The sequence below is a fragment of the Thalassovita mediterranea genome (assembly GCF_001458435.1).
GTDB classification, from domain to species: Bacteria; Pseudomonadota; Alphaproteobacteria; order Rhodobacterales; family Rhodobacteraceae; genus Thalassobius; species Thalassobius mediterraneus.
In genome coordinates this window covers 73,814-100,712 of the sequence record NZ_CYSF01000005.1, presented here as the reverse complement: position 1 = coordinate 100,712, position 26,899 = coordinate 73,814, and the positions used below count along the sequence as shown (strand labels likewise).

At 57.1% G+C, this 26,899-nt stretch carries 21 protein-coding genes and 1 tRNA gene; 17 read left to right on the top strand and 5 right to left on the bottom strand.

All coding sequences use genetic code 11. The features are described 5' to 3' along the window. Positions 1-81 precede the first annotated feature (81 nt). The 10 genes from rpoB to TM5383_RS03385 all read left to right on the top strand — a co-directional run bounded on the left by rpoB (position 82) and on the right by TM5383_RS03385 (position 16,011). The gene (gene rpoB / locus TM5383_RS03430) at positions 82-4,221 is read left to right on the top strand and encodes a DNA-directed RNA polymerase subunit beta (RefSeq protein ID WP_058317650.1); all 4,140 of its coding nucleotides are present in this window, start codon (positions 82-84) and stop codon (positions 4,219-4,221) included. Positions 4,222-4,274: 53 nt separating this feature from the next. Further along, positions 4,275-8,504: a DNA-directed RNA polymerase subunit beta' gene (rpoC, locus tag TM5383_RS03425; RefSeq protein ID WP_058317649.1), complete on the top strand. Its 4,230-nt coding sequence runs from the start codon at positions 4,275-4,277 to the stop codon at positions 8,502-8,504. Between the two features lie 188 nt (positions 8,505-8,692). Continuing rightward, positions 8,693-9,601, top strand: a complete 909-nt coding sequence (locus TM5383_RS03420) for a DMT family transporter (RefSeq protein ID WP_058317648.1) — start codon at positions 8,693-8,695, stop codon at positions 9,599-9,601. Positions 9,602-9,895: 294 nt separating this feature from the next. Beyond that, positions 9,896-10,267: a 30S ribosomal protein S12 gene (gene rpsL, locus TM5383_RS03415; protein WP_005621086.1), complete on the top strand. Its 372-nt coding sequence runs from the start codon at positions 9,896-9,898 to the stop codon at positions 10,265-10,267. 12 nt (positions 10,268-10,279) lie between these two features. Beyond that, complete coding sequence (gene rpsG / locus TM5383_RS03410) at positions 10,280-10,750, top strand: 30S ribosomal protein S7 (protein WP_058317647.1); 471 nt, start codon at positions 10,280-10,282, stop codon at positions 10,748-10,750. A gap of 21 nt (positions 10,751-10,771) precedes the next feature. Further along, positions 10,772-12,889, top strand: a complete 2,118-nt coding sequence (gene fusA / locus TM5383_RS03405; RefSeq protein WP_058317646.1) for an elongation factor G — start codon at positions 10,772-10,774, stop codon at positions 12,887-12,889. An 89-nt stretch (positions 12,890-12,978) separates the two neighbouring features. After that, positions 12,979-14,154: an elongation factor Tu gene (gene tuf, locus TM5383_RS03400; RefSeq protein ID WP_058317645.1), complete on the top strand. Its 1,176-nt coding sequence runs from the start codon at positions 12,979-12,981 to the stop codon at positions 14,152-14,154. 308 nt (positions 14,155-14,462) lie between these two features. Continuing rightward, positions 14,463-14,825 carry a DUF6331 family protein gene (locus TM5383_RS17150; protein WP_370695952.1) on the top strand — a complete coding sequence of 121 codons (363 nt, stop codon included), beginning with the start codon at positions 14,463-14,465 and terminating at the stop codon, positions 14,823-14,825. A 309-nt stretch (positions 14,826-15,134) separates the two neighbouring features. After that, on the top strand, positions 15,135-15,800 hold the full coding sequence (locus TM5383_RS03390; RefSeq protein WP_058317643.1) for a CatB-related O-acetyltransferase: 666 nt from the start codon (positions 15,135-15,137) through the stop codon (positions 15,798-15,800). Between the two features lie 135 nt (positions 15,801-15,935). Further along, positions 15,936-16,011, top strand: a tRNA-Trp gene (locus TM5383_RS03385). Between the two features lie 577 nt (positions 16,012-16,588). On the opposite strand, the gene TM5383_RS03375 is transcribed toward TM5383_RS03385, so the two are convergent. Then, positions 16,589-17,365, bottom strand: a complete 777-nt coding sequence (locus TM5383_RS03375; protein ID WP_159438584.1) for a capsule assembly Wzi family protein — start codon at positions 17,363-17,365, stop codon at positions 16,589-16,591. 590 nt (positions 17,366-17,955) lie between these two features. Beyond that, positions 17,956-19,113, bottom strand: a complete 1,158-nt coding sequence (locus tag TM5383_RS03365; RefSeq protein ID WP_058317639.1) for an acyl-CoA dehydrogenase family protein — start codon at positions 19,111-19,113, stop codon at positions 17,956-17,958. A 572-nt stretch (positions 19,114-19,685) separates the two neighbouring features. Between TM5383_RS03365 and TM5383_RS03360 the strand changes: the two genes are divergently transcribed. From TM5383_RS03360 to TM5383_RS03335, 6 genes are all read left to right on the top strand, one after another. Next, a complete protein-coding gene (locus TM5383_RS03360) occupies positions 19,686-19,931 on the top strand; it encodes a hypothetical protein (RefSeq protein ID WP_058316999.1) in 246 nt (81 codons plus the stop codon). Between the two features lie 111 nt (positions 19,932-20,042). Next, positions 20,043-20,288: a hypothetical protein gene (locus tag TM5383_RS03355; RefSeq protein WP_058317244.1), complete on the top strand. Its 246-nt coding sequence runs from the start codon at positions 20,043-20,045 to the stop codon at positions 20,286-20,288. Positions 20,289-20,385: 97 nt separating this feature from the next. After that, a complete protein-coding gene (locus tag TM5383_RS03350) occupies positions 20,386-20,631 on the top strand; it encodes a hypothetical protein (protein WP_058316999.1) in 246 nt (81 codons plus the stop codon). Between the two features lie 96 nt (positions 20,632-20,727). Then, complete coding sequence (locus tag TM5383_RS03345) at positions 20,728-20,973, top strand: hypothetical protein (RefSeq protein WP_058317565.1); 246 nt, start codon at positions 20,728-20,730, stop codon at positions 20,971-20,973. 110 nt (positions 20,974-21,083) lie between these two features. Then, a complete protein-coding gene (locus TM5383_RS03340) occupies positions 21,084-21,329 on the top strand; it encodes a hypothetical protein (protein ID WP_058316998.1) in 246 nt (81 codons plus the stop codon). A gap of 96 nt (positions 21,330-21,425) precedes the next feature. Then, complete coding sequence (locus tag TM5383_RS03335) at positions 21,426-21,671, top strand: hypothetical protein (RefSeq protein WP_058316999.1); 246 nt, start codon at positions 21,426-21,428, stop codon at positions 21,669-21,671. Between the two features lie 90 nt (positions 21,672-21,761). Here the strand turns inward: TM5383_RS03335 and TM5383_RS03330 are convergent, their stop codons facing one another. Then, entirely contained in the window at positions 21,762-22,874 is a 1,113-nt protein-coding gene (locus TM5383_RS03330; protein ID WP_058317638.1) for an anhydro-N-acetylmuramic acid kinase, read from the bottom strand. Between the two features lie 112 nt (positions 22,875-22,986). On the opposite strand from TM5383_RS03330, the gene tyrS reads away from it, so the two are divergent. Further along, positions 22,987-24,243: a tyrosine--tRNA ligase gene (gene tyrS, locus TM5383_RS03325; protein WP_058317637.1), complete on the top strand. Its 1,257-nt coding sequence runs from the start codon at positions 22,987-22,989 to the stop codon at positions 24,241-24,243. 131 nt (positions 24,244-24,374) lie between these two features. Here the strand turns inward: tyrS and TM5383_RS03320 are convergent, their stop codons facing one another. Next, on the bottom strand, positions 24,375-25,082 hold the full coding sequence (locus TM5383_RS03320) for a DUF2971 domain-containing protein (RefSeq protein WP_058317636.1): 708 nt from the start codon (positions 25,080-25,082) through the stop codon (positions 24,375-24,377). A 128-nt stretch (positions 25,083-25,210) separates the two neighbouring features. Then, positions 25,211-26,860: a U32 family peptidase gene (locus TM5383_RS03315; protein WP_058317635.1), complete on the bottom strand. Its 1,650-nt coding sequence runs from the start codon at positions 26,858-26,860 to the stop codon at positions 25,211-25,213. Between the last annotated feature and the right edge of the window lie 39 nt (positions 26,861-26,899).

Here is a 26,899-nt window from a genome sequence, read left to right as displayed (position 1 = left end):
TCTGGTCCACGCCGTCACTGACGCGATTTGCCGGGGCCCGACGGTAGATTGTGGACGAGATTTCGAAAGGTGACATAGACCATGGCTCAAAGCTTTCTTGGCCAGAAACGTCTTCGTAAATATTACGGCAAAATCCGCGAAGTGCTGGAGATGCCGAACCTGATCGAGGTTCAGAAATCCTCATATGATCTTTTCCTGCGCTCCGGCGATGCCGACCTGCCGACTGACGGCGAAGGTATCATGGGCGTGTTCCAGTCGGTTTTCCCGATCAAGGACTTCAACGAAACCTCCATTCTGGAGTTCGTAAAGTACGAACTGGAAACCCCCAAGTACGACGTCGAAGAGTGCATGCAGCGCGACATGACCTACAGCGCCCCGCTGAAGGTGACCCTGCGCCTCATCGTATTTGATGTCGACGAAGATACCGGCGCCAAGTCGGTGAAGGACATCAAAGAACAAGACGTCTTCATGGGCGACATGCCTCTGATGACCCCGAACGGCACCTTCATCGTGAACGGCACCGAACGTGTGATCGTTTCGCAGATGCACCGTTCGCCGGGCGTGTTCTTCGATCACGACAAAGGCAAGACGCACAGCTCGGGCAAGCTGCTCTTCGCCTGCCGCATCATTCCCTACCGCGGCTCGTGGCTGGACTTCGAATTTGACGCTAAGGACATCGTGTTCGCACGTATCGACCGCCGTCGTAAACTGCCTGTGACCACCCTGCTGTACGCGCTGGGTCTGGACCAGGAAGGCATCATGGATGCCTACTACGATACCGTTGATTTCAAACTTGAAAAAGGTCAGAAGGGCTGGGTCACCAAGTTCTTCCCCGAGCGTGTGCGCGGCACCCGCCCGACCTACGATCTGGTAGACGCGGCGACCGGCGAAATCATCGCCGAAGCGGGCAAGAAAGTGACCCCGCGCGCGGTCAAGAAGATCATCGACGAAGGCAAGATCACCGAACTGCTGGTGCCCTTCAACCACATCGTTGGTAAATTCGTCGCCAAGGACATCATCAACGAAGAAACCGGTGCGATCTACGTCGAAGCGGGTGATGAACTGACCCTGGAGTACGACAAAGACGGTGAAGTGACCGGTGGTTCCCTGCAGGAACTGCTGGAAGCGGGCATCACCGACATTCCGGTTCTGGACATCGACAACGTCAACGTCGGCCCCTACATGCGCAACACCATGGCGGCAGACAAGAACATGGGCCGCGACACCGCGCTGATGGACATCTACCGCGTGATGCGCCCGGGTGAGCCGCCGACCGTTGAGGCCGCGTCGAACCTGTTTGACACCCTGTTCTTCGACAGCGAGCGTTACGACCTGTCGGCCGTTGGTCGCGTGAAGATGAACATGCGTCTGGCTCTGGATGCCGAAGACACCCAGCGCACCCTGCGCAAAGAAGACATCGTATCCTGCATCAAAGCGCTGGTTGACCTGCGTGATGGTCGCGGCGACATCGACGACATCGACCACCTCGGCAACCGTCGTGTGCGTTCGGTCGGCGAACTGATGGAAAACCAGTACCGCGTTGGTCTGCTGCGTATGGAACGCGCGATCAAAGAGCGTATGTCCTCGGTTGAGATCGACACTGTGATGCCGCAGGATCTGATCAACGCCAAACCGGCAGCGGCGGCTGTACGTGAATTCTTCGGCTCCTCGCAGCTGTCGCAGTTCATGGACCAAACCAACCCGCTGTCCGAAGTGACCCACAAACGCCGTCTTTCGGCGCTTGGCCCGGGCGGTCTGACCCGCGAACGTGCCGGCTTTGAGGTGCGCGACGTTCACGCAACACACTACGGTCGTATGTGTCCGATTGAAACGCCGGAAGGTCCGAACATTGGTCTGATCAACTCGCTGGCGACCTTCGCGCGTGTGAACAAATACGGCTTCATCGAAACCCCGTACCGTGTGGTTAACGAAGGTGTGGTAACCGACGAGGTTCACTACATGTCCGCGACCGAGGAAATGCGTCACACCGTTGCGCAGGCGAACGCCTCGCTCGACGAAGATGGCCGTTTCCAGAACGAACTGGTTTCGACCCGTCAGTCCGGTGACTACACCCTCGCACCGCGCGACAACGTGGATCTGATCGACGTGAGCCCGAAACAGTTGGTTTCGGTCGCTGCATCGCTGATGCCCTTCCTTGAAAACGACGACGCGAACCGCGCACTGATGGGTTCGAACATGCAACGTCAGGCGGTTCCGCTGCTGCGCGCTGAGGCGCCGCTGGTTGGTACCGGTATTGAGGAAGTTGTGGCCCGCGATTCGGGTGCTGCGATCATGGCGAAACGCGCCGGTATCATCGACCAGGTCGATGCCCAGCGTATCGTTATCCGCGCAACCGAGGATCTGGAACTGGGTGACGCAGGCGTAGACATCTACCGCATGCGCAAATTCCAGCGTTCGAACCAGAACACCTGCATCAACCAGCGTCCGCTGGTGAAAGTAGGCCAGCGCGTCACCAAAGGCGAAGTTGTGGCAGACGGCCCGTCCACTGATATCGGTGAACTGGCACTGGGTAAAAACGTGATCGTCGCGTTCATGCCCTGGAATGGTTACAACTACGAAGACTCGATCCTGATTTCCGAACGTATCGCGCGTGACGACGTCTTTACCTCGATCCACATCGAGGAATTCGAAGTCGCCGCCCGTGACACCAAACTTGGTCCGGAAGAGATCACTCGCGACATCCCGAACGTCGGTGAAGAAGCGCTGCGCAACCTCGATGAGGCTGGCATCGTTTACATCGGTGCAGACGTTGAGCCGGGCGATATTCTGGTCGGTAAGATCACCCCCAAAGGTGAATCGCCGATGACCCCCGAGGAAAAACTGCTGCGCGCCATCTTTGGTGAAAAAGCATCCGACGTGCGCGACACCTCGCTGCGCGTGAAGCCGGGTGACTTTGGTACCGTTGTTGAAGTGCGCGTGTTCAACCGTCACGGCGTAGAGAAGGACGAACGTGCCCTTCAGATCGAACGTGAAGAGGTTGAGCGTCTGGCCCGTGACCGTGACGACGAGCTGGCGATCCTGGATCGCAACATCTATGCCCGTCTGCGCGACATGCTGATCGGCAAAGTTGCCGTGAAGGGTCCGAAAGGCGTCAAAGCATCCTCCGTCATCTCCGAGGACACGCTGGAAATGCTGACCCGTGGTCAGTGGTGGCAGCTGGCCCTCGAAGAAGAGGGTGACGCACAGATCGTTGAGGCCCTGCACGAGCAGTACGAAGCCCAGAAACGTGCGCTGGACGCCCGTTTTGAGGACAAGGTAGAGAAGGTCCGTCGTGGTGACGACCTGCCGCCGGGTGTGATGAAGATGGTCAAAGTCTTCATCGCGGTGAAGCGTAAGCTGCAGCCGGGCGATAAGATGGCGGGTCGCCACGGGAACAAAGGTGTGATTTCGCGCGTTGTTCCGATGGAAGACATGCCCTTCCTCGCCGACGGTACGCCGGTTGATTTCTGTCTGAACCCGCTGGGTGTGCCTTCGCGTATGAACGTTGGTCAGATCCTTGAAACCCACATGGGTTGGGCCGCACGCGGTCTGGGTCTGAAAATCGACGACGCTCTGCAGGACTACCGCCGCACCGGCGATCTGACCCCTGTACGCGAAGCGATGCAGCACGCCTATGGCGACAACGTCTATCAGGAAGGCCTGGCCGACCTGGACGAAGCCGACCTGCTGGAAGCAGCCGGCAACGTGACCCGCGGTGTGCCGATCGCCACCCCGGTCTTCGACGGCGCCAAGGAACTGGACGTGAACGACGCGCTCTTGCGTGCTGGCTTCTCGGAATCGGGTCAGTCGATCCTGTTCGACGGCCGCACCGGTGAACAGTTCGCCCGTCCGGTGACCGTAGGTGTGAAATACCTGCTGAAACTGCACCACCTTGTGGATGACAAAATCCACGCGCGTTCGACTGGTCCGTACTCGCTTGTTACCCAGCAGCCGCTGGGTGGTAAGGCACAGTTCGGTGGTCAGCGTTTCGGTGAGATGGAAGTTTGGGCGCTGGAAGCATACGGCGCAGCTTACACCCTGCAGGAAATGCTGACTGTGAAGTCGGATGACGTGGCAGGCCGGACCAAGGTCTACGAAAGCATCGTCAAGGGCGAGGATAACTTTGAGGCGGGCATCCCAGAATCGTTCAACGTTCTGGTGAAAGAAGTCCGTGGCCTCGGCCTGAATATGGAACTCCTGGATGCGGAGGAAGAGGAGTAAGGGCCGCGCGCCCTTCTCCCATCCCCCCCTTCCGCAAGATTTGAGGTATCAAAATGAACCAGGAACTGACGAACAACCCGTTCAACCCGCTGACCCCGCCCAAGGTCTTTGACGAGATCCGCGTTTCGCTGGCATCGCCCGAGCGTATCCTGTCGTGGTCCTACGGTGAGATCAAAAAACCCGAAACCATCAACTACCGGACCTTCAAGCCCGAGCGCGACGGTCTGTTCTGTGCGCGTATCTTTGGCCCGATCAAAGATTACGAATGCCTCTGCGGCAAATATAAGCGCATGAAGTATCGCGGCGTTGTCTGCGAGAAATGTGGTGTTGAAGTTACCCTCCAGAAAGTGCGCCGTGAGCGTATGGGCCACATCGAACTGGCCGCGCCTGTTGCACACATCTGGTTCCTGAAATCGCTGCCGTCGCGTATTGGCCTGATGCTGGACATGACGCTGCGCGATCTGGAACGTGTTCTGTACTTTGAAAACTACGTCGTCATCGAACCGGGTCTGACCGACCTGCAGTACGGTCAGATGATGTCCGAAGAAGAGTACATGGACGCGCAGGACCAGTACGGCATGGACGCCTTCACCGCCAACATCGGTGCTGAAGCGATCCGTGAGATGCTGTCCGCGATCGATCTGGAATCTGAAGCCGAAACGCTGCGCGCCGAACTGGCCGAAGCAACCGGTGAACTGAAGCCTAAGAAGATCATCAAGCGTCTGAAAGTGGTCGAAGCTTTCCTCGAGTCGGGCAACCGTCCTGAGTGGATGATCATGACCGTTGTGCCGGTGATCCCGCCGGAACTGCGTCCGCTGGTCCCGCTGGATGGCGGCCGCTTTGCGACCTCCGACCTGAACGACCTTTACCGTCGTGTGATCAACCGGAACAACCGTCTGAAGCGTCTGATCGAACTGCGTGCGCCCGACATCATCGTGCGTAACGAAAAGCGTATGCTGCAGGAATCTGTAGACGCGCTGTTCGACAACGGCCGTCGTGGCCGCGTGATCACCGGCGCCAACAAGCGTCCGCTGAAATCGCTGTCCGACATGCTGAAAGGTAAGCAGGGTCGCTTCCGTCAGAACCTTTTGGGTAAGCGCGTCGACTTCTCTGGTCGTTCGGTGATTGTGACCGGCCCTGAGCTGAAGCTGCACCAGTGTGGCCTGCCCAAGAAGATGGCGCTGGAACTGTTCAAACCCTTCATCTACTCGCGCCTCGAAGCGCGTGGTCTGTCTTCGACTGTGAAACAGGCGAAGAAACTGGTGGAAAAAGAACGTCCCGAGGTGTGGGATATCCTCGATGAGGTGATCCGCGAACATCCCGTTCTGCTGAACCGCGCACCGACGCTGCACCGTCTGGGTATCCAGGCGTTTGAACCCACCCTGATCGAAGGTAAGGCAATTCAGCTGCACCCGCTGGTGTGTTCGGCGTTTAACGCGGACTTCGACGGTGACCAGATGGCGGTTCACGTCCCGCTGTCGCTGGAAGCGCAGCTGGAAGCGCGCGTCCTGATGATGTCGACCAACAACGTTCTGTCGCCTGCAAACGGCGCGCCGATCATCGTTCCGTCGCAGGATATGATTTTGGGTCTGTACTACCTCACCATCGCCCGCGATGGCATGAAGGGCGAAGGCATGGTCTTCTCCTCGCTGGATGAGGTTCAGTACGCGCTGGACGCTGGTGAGGTGCACCTGCACTCCAAGATCAAGGCACGTGTGCCCCAGATCGACGAAAACGGTATGGAAGTGCAGCAGATCTTTGAAACCACGCCGGGCCGTGTCCGTCTGGGTTCGCTGCTGCCGCAAAACGCCAAAGCACCGTTTGAGCTGGTGAACCGTCTGCTGCGTAAGAAAGAAGTGCAGCAGGTCATCGACACCGTCTACCGTTACTGCGGCCAGAAAGAGTCGGTCATCTTCTGTGACCAGATCATGTCGATGGGCTTCAAAGAAGCGTTCAAGGCAGGCATCTCGTTCGGTAAGGACGACATGGTTATCCCTGACAACAAGTGGACCATCGTTGATGAGACACGCGATCAGGTAAAAGACTTTGAACAGCAGTACATGGACGGTCTGATCACTCAGGGCGAAAAGTACAACAAAGTTGTCGACAGCTGGTCGAAGTGTAACGACAAGCTGACCGAAGCGATGATGTCCACCATCTCCTCCACCCGTCACGACGAGTCGGGCGCAGAGATGGAGCCGAACTCGGTTTACATGATGGCTCACTCCGGTGCGCGTGGCTCGGTTACGCAGATGCGTCAGCTGGGTGGTATGCGCGGCCTGATGGCCAAGCCGAACGGTGACATTATTGAAACGCCTGTTATCTCGAACTTTAAAGAAGGCCTGACCGTTCTTGAGTACTTCAACTCGACCCACGGTGCTCGTAAAGGTCTGTCCGATACCGCGCTTAAGACCGCGAACTCGGGTTACCTGACCCGTCGTCTGGTTGACGTGGCACAGGACTGTATCGTTCGTGACAAAGACTGTGGCACTGAAAACGCCATCACTGTTGAACCGGCAGTGAACGACGGTGAAGTTGTCGCCTCCATCGGTGAGCGTATGCTGGGCCGGATCATCGCCGAAGACGTGATGAAGCCGGGCACCGACGAAGTGATCGCAGCCCGTGGTGTTCTGGTCGACGAACGTATGGCCGACGCCATCGAAGCAGCCGGTGTTCAGACCGCTCAGATCCGTAGCCCGCTGACCTGTGAAAGCGACGACGGTGTCTGTGCAACCTGCTACGGTCGTGACCTGGCGCGCGGTACGCCTGTGAACGTGGGTGAGGCCGTCGGCATCATCGCGGCACAGTCGATCGGTGAACCTGGTACACAGCTGACGATGCGGACCTTCCACATCGGCGGCGTGGCACAGGGTGGTCAGCAGTCCTTCCTCGAAGCAAGCCAAGAAGGCGAGATCGAGTTTGAGAACCCGCAGATCCTGACCAACGTCAACGGCGAAGTTCTGGTTATCGGCCGGAACATGAAGCTGAAGATCATGGACAACGGTGAAGAACGCGCCAGCCACAAGTTGGGCTACGGTACCAAGCTGTTCGTGACCGAGGGCCAGAAGATTGCCCGCGGTGACAAACTGTTCGAATGGGACCCCTTCACCCTGCCGATCATCGCGGAGCAAGACGGTACCGCCAAATATGTGGACCTGGTCAGCGGCATCGCAGTGCGCGACGTCACCGACGAAGCCACCGGCATGACCCAGAAGATCGTGATCGACTGGCGTGCGGCACCGAAAGGCAACGAGCTGAAGCCGGAAATTATTCTGGTGGACGGTGACGGCGATCCGGTGCGTAACGCACAGGGCCACCCGCTGACTCACCCGATGTCGGTTGACGCCATTCTGTCGGTCGAAGACGGTCAAGAGATCAAAGCAGGTGACGTTGTTGCGCGTATCCCGCGTGAAGGCGCCAAGACCAAGGACATTACCGGTGGTCTGCCGCGCGTTGCGGAACTGTTCGAAGCGCGTCGTCCGAAAGATCACGCAATCATCGCCGAAATCGATGGTTACGTACGCTTTGGCCGCGACTACAAGAACAAGCGTCGTATCACCATCGAAGCTGCCGAAGAGGGTCGCGAGCCCGTCGAATACATGGTGCCCAAGGGCAAGCACATTCCTGTTCAGGAAGGTGACTTCGTCCAGAAGGGTGACTACATCATGGACGGCAACCCGGCACCGCACGACATCCTCGCCATCATGGGCGTTGGCGCACTGGCCGACTACATGATCAACGAGGTGCAGGAGGTTTACCGACTGCAGGGCGTGAAGATCAACGACAAGCACATCGAAGTGATTGTGCGCCAGATGCTGAAGAAGTGGGAGATTTCGGACAGCGGTGACACCACCCTGCTGAAAGGCGAACACGTCGAAAAGACCGAACTGGACGAGGCCAACGAAAAGGCCATCGCCCGCGGCGGTCGTCCGGCAACTGGTGGTCCGATCCTCTTGGGTATCACCAAAGCGTCGCTGCAGACCCGTTCGTTCATGTCGGCAGCATCGTTCCAGGAAACCACCCGCGTGCTGACCGAAGCTTCGGTTCAGGGCAAACGCGACCGTCTGGTTGGCCTCAAGGAGAACATCCTTGTTGGTCGCCTGATCCCAGCCGGTACCGGTGGCGCCACCGATCGTGTTCGTCGCATTGCGCGTTCGCGTGACAACGTGGTCCTGGAAGCCCGTCGTGAAGAGGCCGAAGCAGCCGCCGCACTGGCTGCCCCGACCATCGACGACATGGGCGCGGCTGATGCCTTCAACACCCCGGAAAGCCGCGACGAATAAGTCGGTTTTCCACTGAGATTGAGAGAGGCCTCCGCAATTGCGGGGGCCTTTTTCATGTGGTGGTTCCTGCGCTGCCTCCGGCGGGAGTATTTTGGAAACAGTGAAAGAGGGCGCGGGCGCGTTTGATTGTGCGCTGCCCGTAGTCGTGCGGGTTTGACAAGGCACAACCATTGACGCAGGGTCGCGCAATGATAACGCGACTGTTTCTTTCCCTTTCTGACAATACCCGTGGCGCGCTGTTGATGATGGCATCAATGGCGGCCTTCACCTTGAATGATGCCTTGATGAAATCGCTGGCAGGGATTGTGCCGCTGTTTCAGCTGCTGTTTCTGCGCGGTGTAATGGCAACGGGGATGACTGGTGTTCTGGCTGTGCGCGGCGGCGCCTTGCGGGCGCGGGTTGGGGCAGGGGACTGGGCCTTGATTGCTGTGCGGGTCGGGGCCGAGATTTCAGCCGCGTATTTCTTCCTAAACGCGCTTTTTGTGGCACCGATTGCCAATGTGACGGCCATTTTGCAGTGTTTGCCCTTGGTCGTGACGCTGGCAGCGGCGCTGTTGTTTCGCGAAACGATTGGCTGGCGGCGGCTGAGCGCCATTCTTGTTGGCTTCGTCGGGGTGTTGTTGATCATCCGGCCTGGCACCGACGGGTTTGATCGCAGTTCGCTTTATGTGCTGGCGGCGGTCGCCAGCATCACAACGCGGGATCTGGCCACGCGGCGTTTGTCATCGGCGGTGCCGTCGATGTTGGTTACCTTTGTCAGTGCAGCAGGGGTGATGCTGTTCTTCGGCGTTTTGATGACTGGGCAGGAATGGGTCACGATGAATGTGGCCAGCTGGTCCATCATCGGCATGTCCGCGCCAGTTATTCTGGCCGCCTATGTGTCGTCCATCGCGGTGATGCGCGTGGGCGAGATTTCGTTCGTTTCGCCCTTCCGCTATACCAGTTTGGTCTGGGCGCTGATCCTTGGATGGCTGGTGTTTGGCGAATGGCCGGATATGGTCACGCTGATCGGCGCGGTCATCGTCGTGGGCAGCGGTGTTTTCATGCTCTACCGTGAGGGGCAGATCGCGCGGGCGGCGCGGGCGCGGGTAGGGTAAATCTGCTGTCACGCTGTGTGGCTTGGGGCCCTTGTTGACAAAGGGCGCGACTCCCCCTATACGCCCCACTATCCGGCTGATCTGGGCGAGTCCCAAATGCCGAATCCACAACTGAGAAGGCCAAGTCCTGAGCTACTTTGAAGCTTGCGACCTCTGGAAAACTCACCGCGTTGTTCGCCTCGGTACGGGAACATCGCGGATTTTGCGCTATGCAGCTTCTGTGTTGCGCAACCAATCATCGTTCAGGGCAGTCGCCTTGGATAAACATTGTGAAGCAAACGGGAAAGTGACCCTATGCCAACGATTCAACAGCTGATCCGCAAGCCGCGTCAGCCCAAAGTCAAGCGCTCCAAATCTATGCACCTGGAGCAGTGCCCGCAAAAACGTGGCGTCTGCACCCGTGTATACACCACCACTCCGAAGAAGCCGAACTCGGCTATGCGTAAAGTTGCGAAGGTTCGCCTGACCAACGGCTTCGAAGTGATCTCTTACATTCCCGGTGAAAGCCACAACCTTCAGGAACACTCCGTGGTTCTGATCCGTGGCGGCCGTGTAAAAGACCTTCCGGGTGTGCGTTACCACATCCTGCGTGGTGTTCTGGATACCCAGGGCGTTAAAGACCGTAAGCAACGTCGTTCGAAATACGGCGCCAAGCGTCCGAAGTAAGGAGATCGAAGAATGTCTCGTCGTCACGCTGCTGAGAAGCGCGAAGTATTGCCCGACGCCAAGTATGGCGATCGCGTACTGTCCAAATTCATGAACAACCTGATGATCGACGGTAAGAAGTCGGTTGCGGAAAAGATCGTCTACAACGCGCTGGACCGCGTTGAAGGTAAGATCAAACGCGCCCCCGTCGAAGTGTTCCACGAAGCACTGGACAACATCAAACCGGCCGTCGAAGTTCGTTCGCGTCGTGTTGGTGGTGCAACCTACCAGGTTCCCGTTGAAGTGCGCCCCGAGCGCCGTGAAGCTCTGGCCATCCGTTGGCTGATCTCCGCGAGCCGCGCCCGCAACGAAAACACCATGGAAGAACGTCTGGCCGGCGAACTGCTGGATGCCGTTCAATCCCGTGGTGCCGCTGTTAAAAAGCGCGAAGATACTCACAAGATGGCAGACGCGAACAAAGCGTTCAGCCATTATCGCTGGTAATTCCACAGAGGCTTTAGACCAATGGCACGCGAATATTCGCTCGACCTATACCGTAACTTCGGTATCATGGCGCACATCGATGCAGGCAAGACCACCTGCTCGGAGCGTATCCTGTATTACACTGGTAAATCCCACAACATCGGTGAGGTGCACGATGGTGCAGCCACCATGGACTGGATGGAGCAGGAGCAGGAACGCGGCATCACCATCACCTCGGCTGCGACCACCACTTTCTGGGAACGCACCGAAGATGGTAAGACTGCTGACTCGCCCAAGCACCGCATGAACATCATCGACACCCCCGGCCACGTTGACTTCACCATCGAAGTTGAGCGTTCGCTGGCGGTACTCGACGGTGCTGTCTGTGTTCTGGACGCAAACGCTGGCGTTGAACCTCAAACCGAAACCGTGTGGCGTCAGGCTGACCGCTACAAGGTTCCGCGTATGGTTTTCGTCAACAAAATGGACAAGATCGGCGCAGACTTCTTTAACTGCGTCAACATGATCGAAGAACGCACCGGCGCGCGTGCTGTTCCCGTCGGTATTCCGATCGGTGCAGAATCCGAGCTGGAAGGTCTGCTGGACCTGGTCACCATGAAAGAGTGGCTGTGGCAGGGCGAAGATCTGGGTGCATCCTGGATCCACGCTGAGATCCGTCCTGAGCTGCAGGACATGGCGAACGAGTGGCGCGAAAAGATGGTCGAAGCGGCCGTTGAGCAAGACGAAGACGCCATGGAAGCCTACCTGGAAGGCGAAGAGCCCGACGTCGCAACCCTGCGCAAACTGCTGCGTAAGGGTACTCTGGCACTGGACTTCGTTCCGGTACTGGGCGGTTCGGCGTTCAAAAACAAAGGTGTTCAGCCGCTGCTGAACGCAGTAATCGACTACCTGCCCAGCCCGCTGGACGTTGTCGATTACATGGGCTTCGCACCTGGTGACGAAAACGAAGAGCGTAACATTGCCCGTCGTGCAGACGACGACATGGCGTTCTCCGGTCTGGCGTTCAAAATCATGAACGACCCCTTCGTTGGCTCGCTGACCTTCACCCGTATCTACTCGGGCGTTCTGAACAAGGGCGACAGCATCCAGAACTCCACCAAAGGTAAGAAAGAGCGCGTCGGTCGTATGATGATGATGCACTCCAACAACCGTGAGGAGATCGAAGAGGCATTTGCAGGCGACATCATCGCGCTGGCGGGTCTGAAAGACACCACCACCGGTGACACCCTCTGCGACGCCAAGGATCCCGTTGTTCTGGAAACCATGACCTTCCCCGATCCCGTTATCGAGATCGCGGTTGAGCCGAAGACCAAAGGCGACCAAGAAAAAATGTCGCAAGGTCTGGCACGTCTGGCAGCCGAAGACCCCTCCTTCCGTGTGGAAACTGACCTGGAATCGGGCCAGACCATCATGAAAGGCATGGGCGAACTTCACCTGGACATTCTGGTTGACCGTCTGAAGCGTGAATTCAAAGTTGAAGCAAACATCGGTGCGCCGCAGGTGGCATACCGTGAAACCATCTCGCACGAGGTGGAGCACAGCTACACGCACAAGAAGCAGTCCGGTGGTTCCGGTCAGTTCGGTGAGGTGAAGATGATCATCACCCCAACCGAAGCTGGTGAAGGTTACTCCTTCGAATCCCGCATCGTTGGTGGTGCGGTTCCCAAGGAATACATCCCTGGTGTTGAAAAAGGCATCACCTCGGTTATGGATAGCGGCCCGCTGGCTGGCTTCCCCGTAATCGACTTCAAGGTTGCCCTGATCGACGGTAAATTCCACGATGTTGACTCCTCGGTTCTGGCCTTTGAAATCGCAGCACGTATGTGTATGCGCGAAGGCATGAAGAAGGCAGGCGCTAAGCTGCTGGAACCGATCATGAAGGTCGAAGTGATCACCCCCGAAGAATACACCGGCGGTATCATCGGCGATCTGACATCGCGTCGTGGTCAGGTTTCTGGCCAAGAGCCGCGCGGCCACGCGATTGCGATCGACGCAAACGTGCCGCTGGCGAACATGTTCGGCTACATCAACACCCTGCGTTCGATGTCGTCCGGCCGTGCCCAGTTCACCATGCAGTTCTCGCACTACGATCCGGTGCCGTCGAACATCAGTGAAGAAATCCAGGCGAAATACGCCTAAGCAATTTGGGGGACCGGCCCGTTTCGGTCCCCCCTTTCCCGATTTGAAGGCTGGTTGTTCAGCCTTTCATGACAGACTAGGAGGCCATCATGGCAAAGGAAAAGTTTGAGCGTTCCAAACCGCACGTTAACATCGGCACCATCGGCCACGTTGACCACGGCAAAACCACGCTGACCGCAGCAATCACCAAATACTTCGGTGACTTCAAAGCGTACGACCAGATTGACGGCGCACCTGAAGAAAAAGCGCGCGGCATCACCATCTCGACCGCACACGTTGAGTACGAAACCGAGAGCCGTCACTACGCACACGTTGACTGCCCCGGCCACGCTGACTACGTGAAAAACATGATCACCGGTGCAGCGCAGATGGACGGCGCGATCCTGGTTGTGAACGCAGCTGACGGCCCGATGCCGCAGACCCGTGAGCACATCCTGCTGGGCCGCCAGGTTGGCATCCCGAAGATGGTTGTATTCCTGAACAAAGTTGACCAGGTAGACGACGAAGAGCTGCTGGAGCTGGTGGAAATGGAAGTCCGCGAGCTGCTGTCCGAGTACGACTACCCGGGTGACGATATTCCGATCATCGCAGGTTCCGCTCTGGCGGCGATGGAAGGCAACAAGCCTGAAATCGGCGAAGAGAAAATCAAAGAGCTGATGGCAGCTGTTGATGAGTACATCCCGCAGCCCGCACGTGCCGTTGACCAGCCGTTCCTGATGCCGATCGAAGACGTATTCTCGATCTCGGGTCGTGGTACCGTTGTAACCGGTCGTGTTGAGCGTGGCGTGATCAACGTTGGTGACGAGATCGAAATCGTTGGCATCAAAGACACCTCGAAAACCACCTGTACCGGTGTTGAAATGTTCCGCAAGCTGCTGGACCGCGGTGAAGCCGGCGACAACATCGGCGCGCTGCTGCGTGGCGTTGACCGTGACTCGGTTGAGCGTGGCCAGGTTCTGTGTGCCCCGGGTTCGGTTAACCCGCACACCAAGTTCGAAGCTGAGGTCTACATCCTGACCAAAGAAGAAGGCGGTCGTCACACCCCGTTCTTCGCGAACTACCGTCCGCAGTTCTACTTCCGTACCACCGACGTCACCGGTACCTGCATCCTGCCCGAGGGCACCGAGATGGTAATGCCCGGCGACAACCTGAAACTGTCGGCCGAGCTGATCGCCCCGATCGCGATGGAAGAAGGCCTGCGCTTCGCCATCCGTGAAGGCGGCCGCACCGTTGGTTCCGGTGTTGTATCCAAAATCATCGAGTAATCTCGACGATTTGATCTAAGAAAAGGGCGTCCCTCGGGGCGCCCTTTTTGCGTGGGGGGACGGGGTAACTGGCGAAGCTCTTTGTCAGATCAAAGATTTGGCAGCGCTCGAACCGCCCCCACCAAACCGGAGGTTTGCCTTTGGCAAAACGCGGGCGCTTCGCTTCGCCCCTGCGGTTCAGGCGCGCCGCTTCAGGTTTTTCAGCAGCTAACACAGTCAGTGACCGCGAAGCAGAAGAGTGAATAGTGGCGCTGAAGTGTCTGGTGAGCTATTTGGATGGTCATATTTGATCAATATGGGTTGCGACAGTGTATTCGTTGAAGCTTGACTATCCGCTTTCTGGGCTCGTTGCGCACTGTGTGGCTTTATGCGAAGTCGAGTGTTGTGGACTGGATGCTTTCGATTTCTCCTTTGTACACATGGCCTCTTTTTTGATGAAATGCAGCTATGAAGGTCGCGCGCGGAGGCTAGATGTTGATAGCATTGAACAACAACTCGAAACGTTGAATGTGAACTATGGGCGGCGTGGCGCGTCCAGTAAGGGAGTCGAAATAGGGGAAATGAACCGGAGATTTTCTGGTGTACTTCTGACACAGTGGGTCGAAGACATGCAGAACGAGTTGGCGCGAGCAGTGAGATTTTTGGAGCAAGAAGGTTTACTAACTGACTAACTCGCCTTTTGATCCCGAATTTGGCTAGGGGCGCGCTATTTTGTGCGTTCAACGTATAATGTCAGTTGATCGGGTAACTTGGCTCTCCACATTCAGCTGTTAACGCGGTTGTTTATTTCGCTTGGACTAAGCGCTTCAGAGGGCTGGCACTTTTACCAGAGTCTATGTGTGAACTGCCTTTGGTTGAGGTAAGCGTTCTTGAAAGCCATCCCGTGCATCCCCACATAATCCCTACAACCAATGGAGGGTGCCGTGGAGCAGTAACAGCCAAAATCCGATTTGAATGTTTTTCAGAACAGGAGTGCTGTTATGCCTGCCTTCCTCGACGCTTCACTGCGTCATCCTATCTTGCTGCCAGATGGCCAGCCCTACCCCAACACCGTCTATCTGTCGCAGGTGATTGACCACCCGAATATAACTGTGGGCGATTACACCTATTACAACGATTTCGATCCGGTCACAGACTATGCCGCCCGCATTGCGCCGTACCTCTACGCAGGTGCGCCGGAACGGTTGCACATCGGTCGCTTTGGCCAGTTCGCCCACGGTACGCGTTTTATCACCGCCTCGGCCGATCATCCAAAGCACTGGTTCAGTGCCTATCCCTTTGCGGTGTTTAACCACGACTGCATGGACCTCTATGCAGAGGAATTTGCCAAGGGCGATGACACCTACATCGGCCATGACGTCTGGATTGGCCATAACGCTATGATCCTGCCTGGCGTCACGGTCGGCAATGGTGCAATTATCGGTGCTGGGGCGGTGGTCAGTCGCGATGTGCCTGGCTATGCAGTGGTCGCAGGCAATCCGGCACAGGTGGTGCGTTTGCGCTTCCCTGAGACGGTGATTGAGCTGTTGGAACGGCTCGCATGGTGGGATTTGCCGCTGGATCAGATTCGGCGCGTCTTGCCTGTCTTGGCCAGCGCCGATGTGGCCGCATTGCGGGATCTGGTGGCCGAGACGCGCCCAACCTGATCATCGCAGCCGTCGCTGGTATTGCGCGGGGTAGGTGAGGGGAAGGTTTCTTTCGGTAGAAAACGCTTTTCACATCCGAAACTGAAAAAGCCCCTTGATCTCCCCCCCGCGCTGCCATAATCAAACGCCCAGCGTAGGGGTATAGCTCAGTTGGTAGAGCGACGGTCTCCAAAACCGTAGGTCCCGGGTTCGAGCCCTGGTGCCCCTGCCATTTTCCCAAAAATTAATGCCAACGAGGCATAAGAGTGCGAAATCAGGCTGTTTCGTGCGAATGTATGTCAAGTCTTTTGTTTGGGTGCTGATGCGCGACTTGCTGTGATTGGCACTAGCCCCCCTTATTTCTTTGGACTTTGTGAGGGTTTTGACCGATAGCATTGCACGCCTTCTCAATATGCGGTCTACTTATATGTCCTCATTAATACTTGCGCCTAAGCCAGCGTGGCGCGAAACGTTGATTTCGTTTTTCAATCGCCTCGCCGCGATGAAGGGGCAGACAACACCTCAGTTGGCTTTCGACATGGGAAGCGAGATTCGTCGCGTCTTAAGGCATGAGAAGGAAGCGCTCGAAGCATTGGCAAAGTGGGGGAGGATAAGGATGAGGCGCTGATCGCCGAACTGATCGACTGGCTGTCGGCGCGGTCTGGTGCGGCAGATTAGCGTCTATTTCGATGGAATAGGGTCAAGTGTTTCGCGCGCGAAACATTTTCGCACCCGCTGAGTTGGAACAGAAAAGTGCCTGTGACCATCTCGGATCACAGGCACTTTCTACGTCTTACGGTTGGGACATCTTAGAACGAGGTCTGGAAGCTCACCCCAACACGGGTGCCTTTGTCAAAACCGGCAGTGTTCAGATCAAAGTCCTGATGCGCAATCAAGGCGCTGACCGTGCCCCCCAGCAAGGGCTGCGACAGTCCTGCAGTGGCGACAAGCCCCGTGGCCCGCGTGGTAGACAGGCGGTGGGTAGCCAGCGACTGATCGTTGATGGTGTAGTGCCCGACGCTCCAATTCACAGATGTCTCATCCAGCTTATGCTTCATATAAAGCGTGGTGGCCTTGCCTTGGGTATCAATTGCAGATCCCAGCACCACGCCGTTGTTGGCGTAGGAAAAGGTTCCGTTCTGATACGCGGTGTTGGCCCCGCATGCTCCGCTTGTAGTCCTAGCGATGGTGGTGTCCTTGTGCTCGATAGTGATCTGTGAACGAATGCCAAATAGCAAGGTGTTTGTCTCTACCCCGCCCATGTGCATCAAACAGGAGGGGAAATAGCCCGCCTCATCCTCACCGACGAACTGGTAATAGATCCGGCTGCCACCACCAAGGTTTGGCAGGCTGTAGCTCAGCCCAATGCCCGCCATCTGGTTGGCGCCCCTAGCGGCACCCTCGTTGGAGCGACCGCCCAAAACCCGCAGGAGGGTGTTAAAATCCTGCGGCTGTCCCGCGCCGCCGAACTGGGCGGTGCGGACAAAATCCAGTTCCAGATTTTCGATGGGGCGGATGCGGGCGCGCATGCCCATGATCAGCGCATTGTCAGGTTGGCCTGCGTCATTTGAAGATGACGCGTTCAAGGTCAGCGTGCAGTATTTGAGTGACCTCGGCACATGATTGAAATGGCCGTTCAGCGGGCCAGATCAGAACACGTTGTCCCAGTCCTTCTCGGTTGATTACGCCCCCTGCGCCGGGCCATAGGGCGTGTTCAGCCGCAGGGTGATCCAGCATTGCCGTGATCATCGTACTATAGTACCCCGCGGGATGTCCTGATAGCGGTGGCAAAATAGCCGTCGTCGGAAGCAAATCTGAACTGCAACCGCTTTCGGGCCGAAGCTGGCAGATTACGCGGATCACTGCTTCATTGTTTCTGGGTGTAATCCTTAAAAACCGCTGTATTAAGCCGCCGGCCCATCGGGGCGATGGTGGCGTCCTCATAGCTTTGCGGGTCAGTGATGTCTTCCGCTCGCGCCAGAGGCTATCGTCCAAATGGACCAATGGCCGATCATGCACTAACAATCAATTTGGACCACTTAGATGGTGCAGATCAGCATTCTCATGTCTCGATGGCAAAGCTAAGTAAGCTGCACCGGCGCGCTCTTTGCGAGTGGTATCTCGCGGGAAAAAGGCACCCGTTTCCGGATGCCTTGTGATGTTGATCGATTCTGTATCAATCGTCCAACGAACGGGCGATCAGCTCTTTCATGATCTCATTGGTGCCGCCGTAGATCATCTGTACGCGGGCGTCGGTATACATGCGAGAAATCGGGTATTCCTGCATATAGCCATAGCCACCATGAAGCTGTACGCATTCGTTCATCACTTCATTCTGCACTTCGGTGCCCCAATATTTCGCCATAGATGCAGTTGCCGCGTCGAGTTCACCAAGCTCAAGGCGTGCAATGCAGTCGTTTATGAAGCTGCGCAAAACTTCTGCCTTCGTCTTACACTCCGCCAATTTGAACCGGGTGTTCTGAAAGTCCATGATCCGGTTGCCAAAGGCTTTGCGCTCTTTCACGTAGCGTAGGGTTTCTTCCAACGCAAAATCGATGGATCCAAGTGCAGTGATCGCAATCACCAGCCGTTCCCAGGGGAGCTGCTTCATCAGCTGATAAAATCCCTGACCTTCTTCATGGCCCAAAAGGTTGTCGGCAGGCACCTTTACATCCTCAAAGAACAGTTCTGAGGTGTCGTTGCCCTTCATCCCCATTTTCTTGAGGTTGCGGCCACGGCTGTAGCCTTCGGCATCCGCAGTCTCAACAGCGATCAGCGACACGCCTTTGGCGCCTGCGTCTTTATCCGTTTTGGCCACCACAATGACCAGATCGGCGTTTTGACCGTTGGTAATGAAAATCTTGGAGCCGTTGATCAGATAGCCGTTGCCATCTTTCGTTGCAGTGGTGCGCACCGATTTCAGGTCCGATCCGGTGCCTGGTTCAGTCATCGCAATGGCTGCGACCATCTCGCCAGAAGTGAGCTTGGGCAGCCAGCGCTCTTTCTGCGCGTCGGTTCCATAAGCGGTTACATAGTGTGTCACGATGGATTGGATGCCGTAACCCCAACCGATGTCGCCCTTGCGGGCCTGTTCATAGGCTGTGATCGCATCAAAGCTGATGCCGCCGCCGACGCCGCCATATTCCTCGGGGATCGCGCCAGCCATAATGCCTGCCTCCCCTGCCTTGAGCCAAAAATCACGATCCACCATTCCCTGCGCGGCCCACTTGTCCTGATTGGGTGCCAGTTCATCTGTCATGAAACGTGCGCAGCTCTCTGCAAACATCTTGTGTTCGTCCTGAACCCAGGCTGCGGTTGGTGAAAATAGTGTCATTTTGGCCTTCTCCCTGTTGCTGCGTCTGTCGCAGCCGGCTTGTCGGGGGCAGGTAAGCGATGACGCGGTAGCGCTGTCAACGAAATGGCGAAAAGACGTAACGCCAAACCCGAATTGCGTCGGTATCTGGCAGTGATGTTAGCCTGTCCATGTTACAACCTCCCCCATTCCGCACACCTGCCTGAGAGGATCACGCGCGGGTCTGTGAGCGTGTTGAAACAAAGCGATAAAAAGTTGCTCAACACGTTTATGTGACAAATGTACTTTCGCCCAAATCAGCCCTTTTCCTCACGCGCTGTGGCGTGGGGTGTAACCTGTTGGATCCGGGCAAAGCCCTGCAAAACATGACCCGCACAGACCCTGTGCAAGGCTGCGCAGGGACCGTTGTGCGCGGGCCTCTTTTCAACACACATCGCCGTGAATTTCCGTGACGATTTCGTTGGGTTTTAATCATCCCGATCCGCCCCCAGTTTGTTTGGTGTCAGACGGACAAACACACAGTCCAACACACTGACACACACCAACGATCACCTCCCCGATCGACCCCGCAAACTGACTTAGGAGTTAAAAACATGAACCGTATCGTAACCGCATCCGCCGCCGCCCTGATCGCCCTGACCGGTGCCGCTTCCGCAATGACCTCTGACGTGTCGGGCTACGACGCCGCCCAGATCCGCGCATTTGCACCGAACATCGACCTGAGCCTGGTTGATGCCGACGCCGTCAAGAAAGCCGCTTCGGTCATCGAGAACCTGGAAGACGACGACGCGTCCTTCGCCCAGATCCAGAACAGCGTGCGCCACGTTCTGACCAAGTAATCTGGTCCAAATAAATCCCTCGGGGGCTGAGAGGCCACACCGGCCTCGCCCCTTCCCAACGGCACCACCTCCCCGATCGTGCCACACAAACCTGACTTAGGAGTTAACAACATGAACCGTATCGTAACCGCATCCGCCGCCGCCCTGATCGCCCTGACCGGTGCTGCTTCTGCAATGACCTCTGACGTGTCGGGCTACGACGCCGCCCAGATCCGCCAGTTCGCACCGAACATCGACCTGAGCCTGGTTGACGCCGACGCCGTCAAGAAGGCCGCTTCGGTCATCGAGAACCTGGGAGACGACGACGCGTCCTTCGCCCAGATCCAGAACAGCGTTCGCCACGTTCTGACAAAATAAATCTCTTGGGGGCTGAGAGGCCACAACGGCCTCGCCCCTTCCCAAAGGCACCATCCTCCCCATCGTGCCACACAAACCTGACTTAGGAGTTAACAACATGAACCGTATCGTAACTGCATCCGCCGCCGCCCTGATCGCCCTGACCGGTGCTGCTTCTGCAATGACCTCTGACGTGTCGGGCTACGACGCAGCCCAGATCCGCGCATTTGCCCCGAACATCGACCTGAGCCTGGTTGATGCCGACGCCGTCAAGAAAGCCGCTTCAGTGATCGAGAACCTGGAAGACGACGACGCGTCGTTCGCCCAGATCCAGAACAGCGTGCGCCACGTTCTGACAAAATAAATCCCTCGGGGGCTGAGAGGCCACAACGGCCTCGCCCCTTCCCAACGGCACCGCCTCCCCATCGTGCCACACAAACCTGACTTAGGAGTTAACACAATGAACCGTATCGTAACCGCATCCGCCGCCGCCCTGATCGCCCTGACCGGTGCCGCTTCTGCAATGACCTCTGACGTATCGGGCTACGACGCCGCTCAGATCCGCCAGTTCGCCCCGAACATCGACCTGAGCCTGGTTGACGCCGACGCCGTCAAGAAAGCCGCTTCGGTCATCGAGAACCTGGAAGACGACGACGCGTCCTTTGCCCAGATCCAGAACAGCGTTCGCCACGTTCTGACCAAGTAATCTGGTCCAAATAAATCCCTCGGGGGCTGAGAGGCCACAACGGCCTCGCCCCTTCCCAACGGCACCACCTCCCCATCGTGCCACACAAACCTGACTTAGGAGTTAAAAGCATGAACCGTATCGTAACCGCATCCGCCGCCGCCCTGATCGCCCTGACCGGTGCTGCTTCCGCAATGACCGCTGACGTGTCGGGCTACGACGCCGCTCAGATCCGCGCCTTCGCCCCGAACATCGACCTGAGCCTGGTTGACGCCGACGCCGTCAAGAAAGCCGCTTCGGTCATCGAGAACCTGGAAGACGACGACGCGTCGTTCGCCCAGATCCAGAACAGCGTTCGCCACGTTCTGACAAAATAAATCTCTCGGGGGCTGAGAGGCCACAACGGCCTCGCCCCTTCCCAACGGCACCACCTCCCCATCGTGCCACACAAACCTGACTTAGGAGTTAACAACATGAACCGTATCGTAACCGCATCCGCCGCCGCCCTGATCGCCCTGACCGGTGCTGCTTCCGCAATGACCTCTGACGTATCGGGCTACGACGCTGCCCAGATCCGCGCCTTTGCCCCGAACATCGACCTGAGCCTGGTTGACGCCGACGCCGTCAAGAAAGCCGCTTCGGTCATCGAGAACCTGGAAGACGACGACGCGTCGTTTGCCCAAATCCAGAACAGTGTGCGCCACGTTCTGACCAAGTAAGCAATACCCCCAGGGATCCCTTGTGATCCCACCACTCACGGAAAGCCAGTCCCTATGGGGCTGGCTTTTTCGTTGGAGTTTTAAATGGCTTTAACCTTTGCTTGATACACTCACGGTGCCGCCGCCGACCAGCGCAGAAACGCCCGTTGTCTCTGGGCCAGAGGTCGGCAGACCGCGCGCCACGCGGATGGCGAGGTAGGCAAAGGCCTGCGCTTCCAGCATGTCGCCGTTTAGCCCCATATCCTCGACAGGGCGCACAGGGCAATCAATACCCGCCTGCAGCATCTGCATCATCACAGGATTGTGCCGCCCACCGCCTGTGACCAACACCTGCGATGGTGGGCTGGGGCAGTGATCAAGGCCCAGCATCACCGCGGTCGCCGCCATGCCCGTCATCGTCGCCGCCGCATCCGCGTCATCCAGTTCGCGCACCAATTCCAGCATGTCGGCAAAGGCATCACGGTCGAGAGACTTGGGCGGCATCTTGGGGAAATAGACGTCATCCAAAAACAGTTCTAACGCGCCATCCACCACCTCACCCTGTGCGGCCAACGTTCCGTCCTGATCATAGGCCAGCCCGCGTCGTTCCTGCATCAAGTCGTTCAGCGGTGCATTTGCCGGACCTGTGTCAAAGGCCAACAGCGCGCCCGGCTCCTCTGGCCCCGCTTTGCGCGGATCAACCCATGTGATGTTGCCCACGCCGCCCATATTGAGAAAACACAAAGGTTGCGTCGCGCCGATCCATTTGGCACAGGCGAAATGGAAAAACGGCGCCAGCGGGGCACCCTGCCCGCCCAACTGCACATCGGAGCTACGAAAATCCCATGCGACCGGCACACCCAAACGGTCCGCCAAAGCCGCACCATCGCCGGCCTGATGCGTGCCACGCCCGCCCGGATCATGGGCCAGCGTCTGGCCGTGAAATCCGATCAGCTCGGCCCCCTCAAAACCGCCCAGCACCTCCGCATGGGCGCGCTCTACCAAGGCCGCAACCTCTGCCACGCCCTCATCACCCGGCCAGCGGCCAAGGCCGGCGCGCAACACTGACTGCTCCGCTGCCGAATAGGGCCGGTAGGCAGTATCCCCAAACGCCTCAATCACATGGCCGTCGCTCAGCAGCATCGCCGCGTCCACACCGTCCAAAGACGTCCCCGACATCGCCCCCAGCGCCCAAATCGCGCCCTGATCCGCCGCTTTCTTCATGCCTGCCCCAAATCTTGCCCCACAAACACCACCTGCGGGGGCAAAACACATCTTTCCCCCCAGTTGGTTGCAGCTTATACACTGGCTGGCAAAGCTGTAAGGGACAAAAGCAATGACCTACCACCCCAAATCGGAATTCATGCGCGTCATGAAGGAACGCGGCTTCATCGCGGACTGCACCGATTATCAAGCACTTGATGAGGCGCTGTGCGAGGGTGTTGTTCCGGCCTATATCGGCTTTGATGCGACGGCGAAATCGCTGCATGTGGGATCGCTGATCCAGATCATGATGCTGCGCTGGTTGCAAAAGACCGGCCACAAACCGATCACCCTGATGGGCGGCGGCACCACCAAGGTGGGCGACCCGTCCTTCCGCGCCGATGAACGCCCCCTGCTGGATGAGGCGGCGATCAACGACAACATCAGCGGCATTCAGCAGGTGTTTGCGAAATACATCGACTACTCGGAGGATGTGGACAACGGCGCCTTGATGCTGAACAACGCCGAATGGCTGGATGGTCTGAACTATCTGGAGTTTCTGCGCGACATTGGCCGCCACTTCTCGGTCAACCGGATGCTGGCGTTTGAATCGGTGAAGTCGCGGATTGATCGTGAACAATCGTTGAGCTTTCTAGAGTTCAACTACATGATCCTACAGGCCTATGACTTCCTTGAGCTGAACCGCCGCTACGGCTGTCTGCTGCAAATGGGCGGGTCGGACCAGTGGGGCAACATCGTGAACGGCATCGACCTGACCCGTCGGGTGATCGACAACCAGATCTTTGGCCTGACCTCGCCGCTGCTGACCACCTCGGACGGCAAAAAGATGGGCAAAACCGCCGATGGTGCCATCTGGCTGAACGCCGACATGCGCAGCCCCTATGAATTCTGGCAGTTCTGGCGCAACACCAACGACGCTGATGTGGGCCGTTTCCTGAAGCTTTACACAGAGATGCCGGTGGACGAGTGTGACCGCCTCGGCGCGCTGGAAGGTCAGGAAATCAACGACGCCAAGGTGATCCTTGCCAACGCCGTCACCACCCTGTGTCACGGGGCCGAGGCCGCAGCCGCAGCCGAAGCCACCGCGCGCGAAGTGTTTGAAAAGGGCGGCGTGGGTGACGACCTGCCGACGCTGGAGCTGAGCGCCGATGAGCTGGGCGACGGCATGTCCATCGTTCAGCTGATCGTGAAAACCGGTCTGGCCAAATCCGGCAAAGACGCCAAACGCCTGATCAAGGAAAACGGCGCCAAGCTGGATGACGAAAACCTGACTGATGCAGGCCTGATGGTCGACGCCGCGAAGCTGGCACAGCCGATCAAACTGTCCGCAGGCAAGAAACGTCACGCACTGGTGAAACTGGCTGAGTAAGCGCCGGAGAGATTGAGAATAGAGAACGCCCGCACCTTGGTTGGTGCGGGTGTTTTTTGTATTAATAGACTTATACAGGCCGACGCCAACCGCGTGTTCTTCAAGAACCGTCGGCGCCATAAAAACCTAATCTACCAATCTGGCGCATCGTAGATTTTTGATCGTTTTATTTCTCCGCAGAACTTGGTTTTTGACTGTATCTTTTCTTTCTCGTCAGTCCAATCTTCGCGATTTCGATTCGGGTCTGCCATGATCTGGGTAATCATGGACTTAGGATCAACGTCGTACCAAAATAGTCCCTCCTGATCTAAAGGAATAGTCTTAGCACAATACATTAAACGAACTTCGTTCTCGTGAGAGAACGCCTTTCGTTTACGCAAAAGGGATTCAAACAATTGTCGAGGATTAACCTCGTCACTTTTATGTCGATAATACCACCGCCTAATTTCATTCGTCTTTTTGTATTCAACCTTCCCTATTCGGCAAAGTTCTTTCTCTAAATTTGGCTTTGCACATCTCAACGCCTCCAACAATTTTCTTGGCGTCGATCGGATACGTAAAAACCGCGTGTTGCGGTCATTCGCATAAATGCCCCACATAGCTTCGGAATAAATTTCCTTGGTCCAGCACTGGGCAACTATCCCTTGTCTTACTGTGTCGTCATGCCTGCCCCCGCTTCTTTCGCGACCGCACTTCATGAGGAAGTTTTCGAAATTGTCCTTCCAGTTCTCCACCTTACTCATTGCACTTCGCCGATCCTCGAACATCTTGAGGACGTGCTCCTCTTTCATAATTCTATAGATGGGCTGGTCTAGCTCATCGGCACAATCAAAATTCATAAATTGGCAATCTGGCAATCTTACCCTCACTTATCTCTGAGTTGCATTTTTCAGATCGGCTTATCAGCTTATTAATTGGCTCGTGAGGTGCTGACCATCAATCGTTGACACATTTTTTTACGCCCGCCCTACTCCGCCGCCGGTAATTTCAACGCCTTCGCCTCAGCCCGGCTCAACTGCGCGCCTTGCTTGCGTTTCAGCAACTCCCCCCGTGCCTTTTCGTACTGCGGGTCTTGCCAGAACATCAGGCAGCCGTTGCAGCCGCGGCCGCAGCAACCTTCGACGCCGACGCGGTTGGTTTTGTGACGGCGCTCTTCGCCGCCTTCACCGATGGCATCGACCAATTTATCGCGCGACCGCTCATAGGCTTTGGGGCGGTCGGTGCCGGACGCTTCGATCCCCTGCACCACCTTGTCCAGCTTGATCCGCGCCCATTGTTCGTCCGTCAGCGCGCGTTCCTTGCGCATCACGGTGTATTCGGGGAACTGGGCGCGTAGCCAATCAGTATCCTCATGATCAAAGAGGGCAAAGGGTACCCGCATCACGGTTTTGGTGGATCCGTGGATCACATCCTTCATTGCGCCTGTTTTGGCCTCTTCAAATTCATACATCCGCAACAGAACGGTTTCGCGCGCGATGGGGGAGACGAATTCCAGCACATCGCCCGGTTCCAGCTTGTTCTTCACCTCAACGAGGAAGGCGTCGTCTTCGACACCCACAACCACACCGGCATATTCCCACTGCGCGATGGCGGCGGTGTGTTCGTAGCCGTGGGCGTAGTTGGTCAACCGCCCGTCGTGGAAGGCCAGCGTGTAGCCACGGTTGCCGACGGTTTCCAGCTCTTCCATATACGGCTTCGGATCCCAATTTTCGGGATCTTCGTAATAGGCATCAATCGCCATGCGGTAGGCGCGGGCGACGATGGCGCAGTAGTATTCGGATTTGCCGCGGCCTTCGACCTTCAGGCAATCGACACCGATTTTCAGGTAATCGTCCAGTTTCGGCATGATGCATAGATCGCGCGAGTTCATGATGTAGCTGCCACGGCCATCTTCTTCGATCGGCATCAGCTCCCCGGGGCGGCAGCCTTCTTCGAGCAGAAACTCAAACATATCAGCGTTTTCTGGGGTGATGTTCAAATCTTCGACCGTGCCATCCTTCAGCCGCATCCGCACGCCGTAGTTCCAGCGGCAGGAGTTGGCGCAGTTGCCTTGGTTCGCGCCGCGTTCGGCCATGAAGTTCGACAATAGGCAGCGGCCCGAATAGGTCATGCACATGGCGCCGTGCACAAACGCCTCTAGCTTCACATCGGGGCAGTGTTCGCGGATTTCGGCCAGTTCGGGATAAGACACCTCCCGCGCCAAAACCACCAGCGCGGCGCCTTGGTCTTTCCAGAAATCCACCGACAGCCACGAACAGACGTTTGCCTGCGTCGAGATATGCAGCGGAATTTCAGGCGCATGTTTTTTCACATAGGTGAACACGCCCGGATCCGCGATGATCAGCCCGTCGGGTTTCACGCGGCGGATGGTCTGGATGTATTCATCCAGTTTCGGGATGTCCTTGTTATGGCTGAACAAGTTCAACGTCAGATAGGCGCGTTTGCCGTGGGCGTGGCAAAACTCCACCCCTTCGATCACCTCTTCAAGTGAGAACTGCGATTTCGTGCGCAGGCTCATATCCGGCGTACCCAGATAGACGGCATCGGCGCCGTATAAAATCGCCATCTTCAACTTGCGCAGGTTGCCCGCAGGCATCAACAATTCCGAACGTCGCATCCCTAGCCATCCTTGGTGATCAGCATCCAAGGGGGGCTA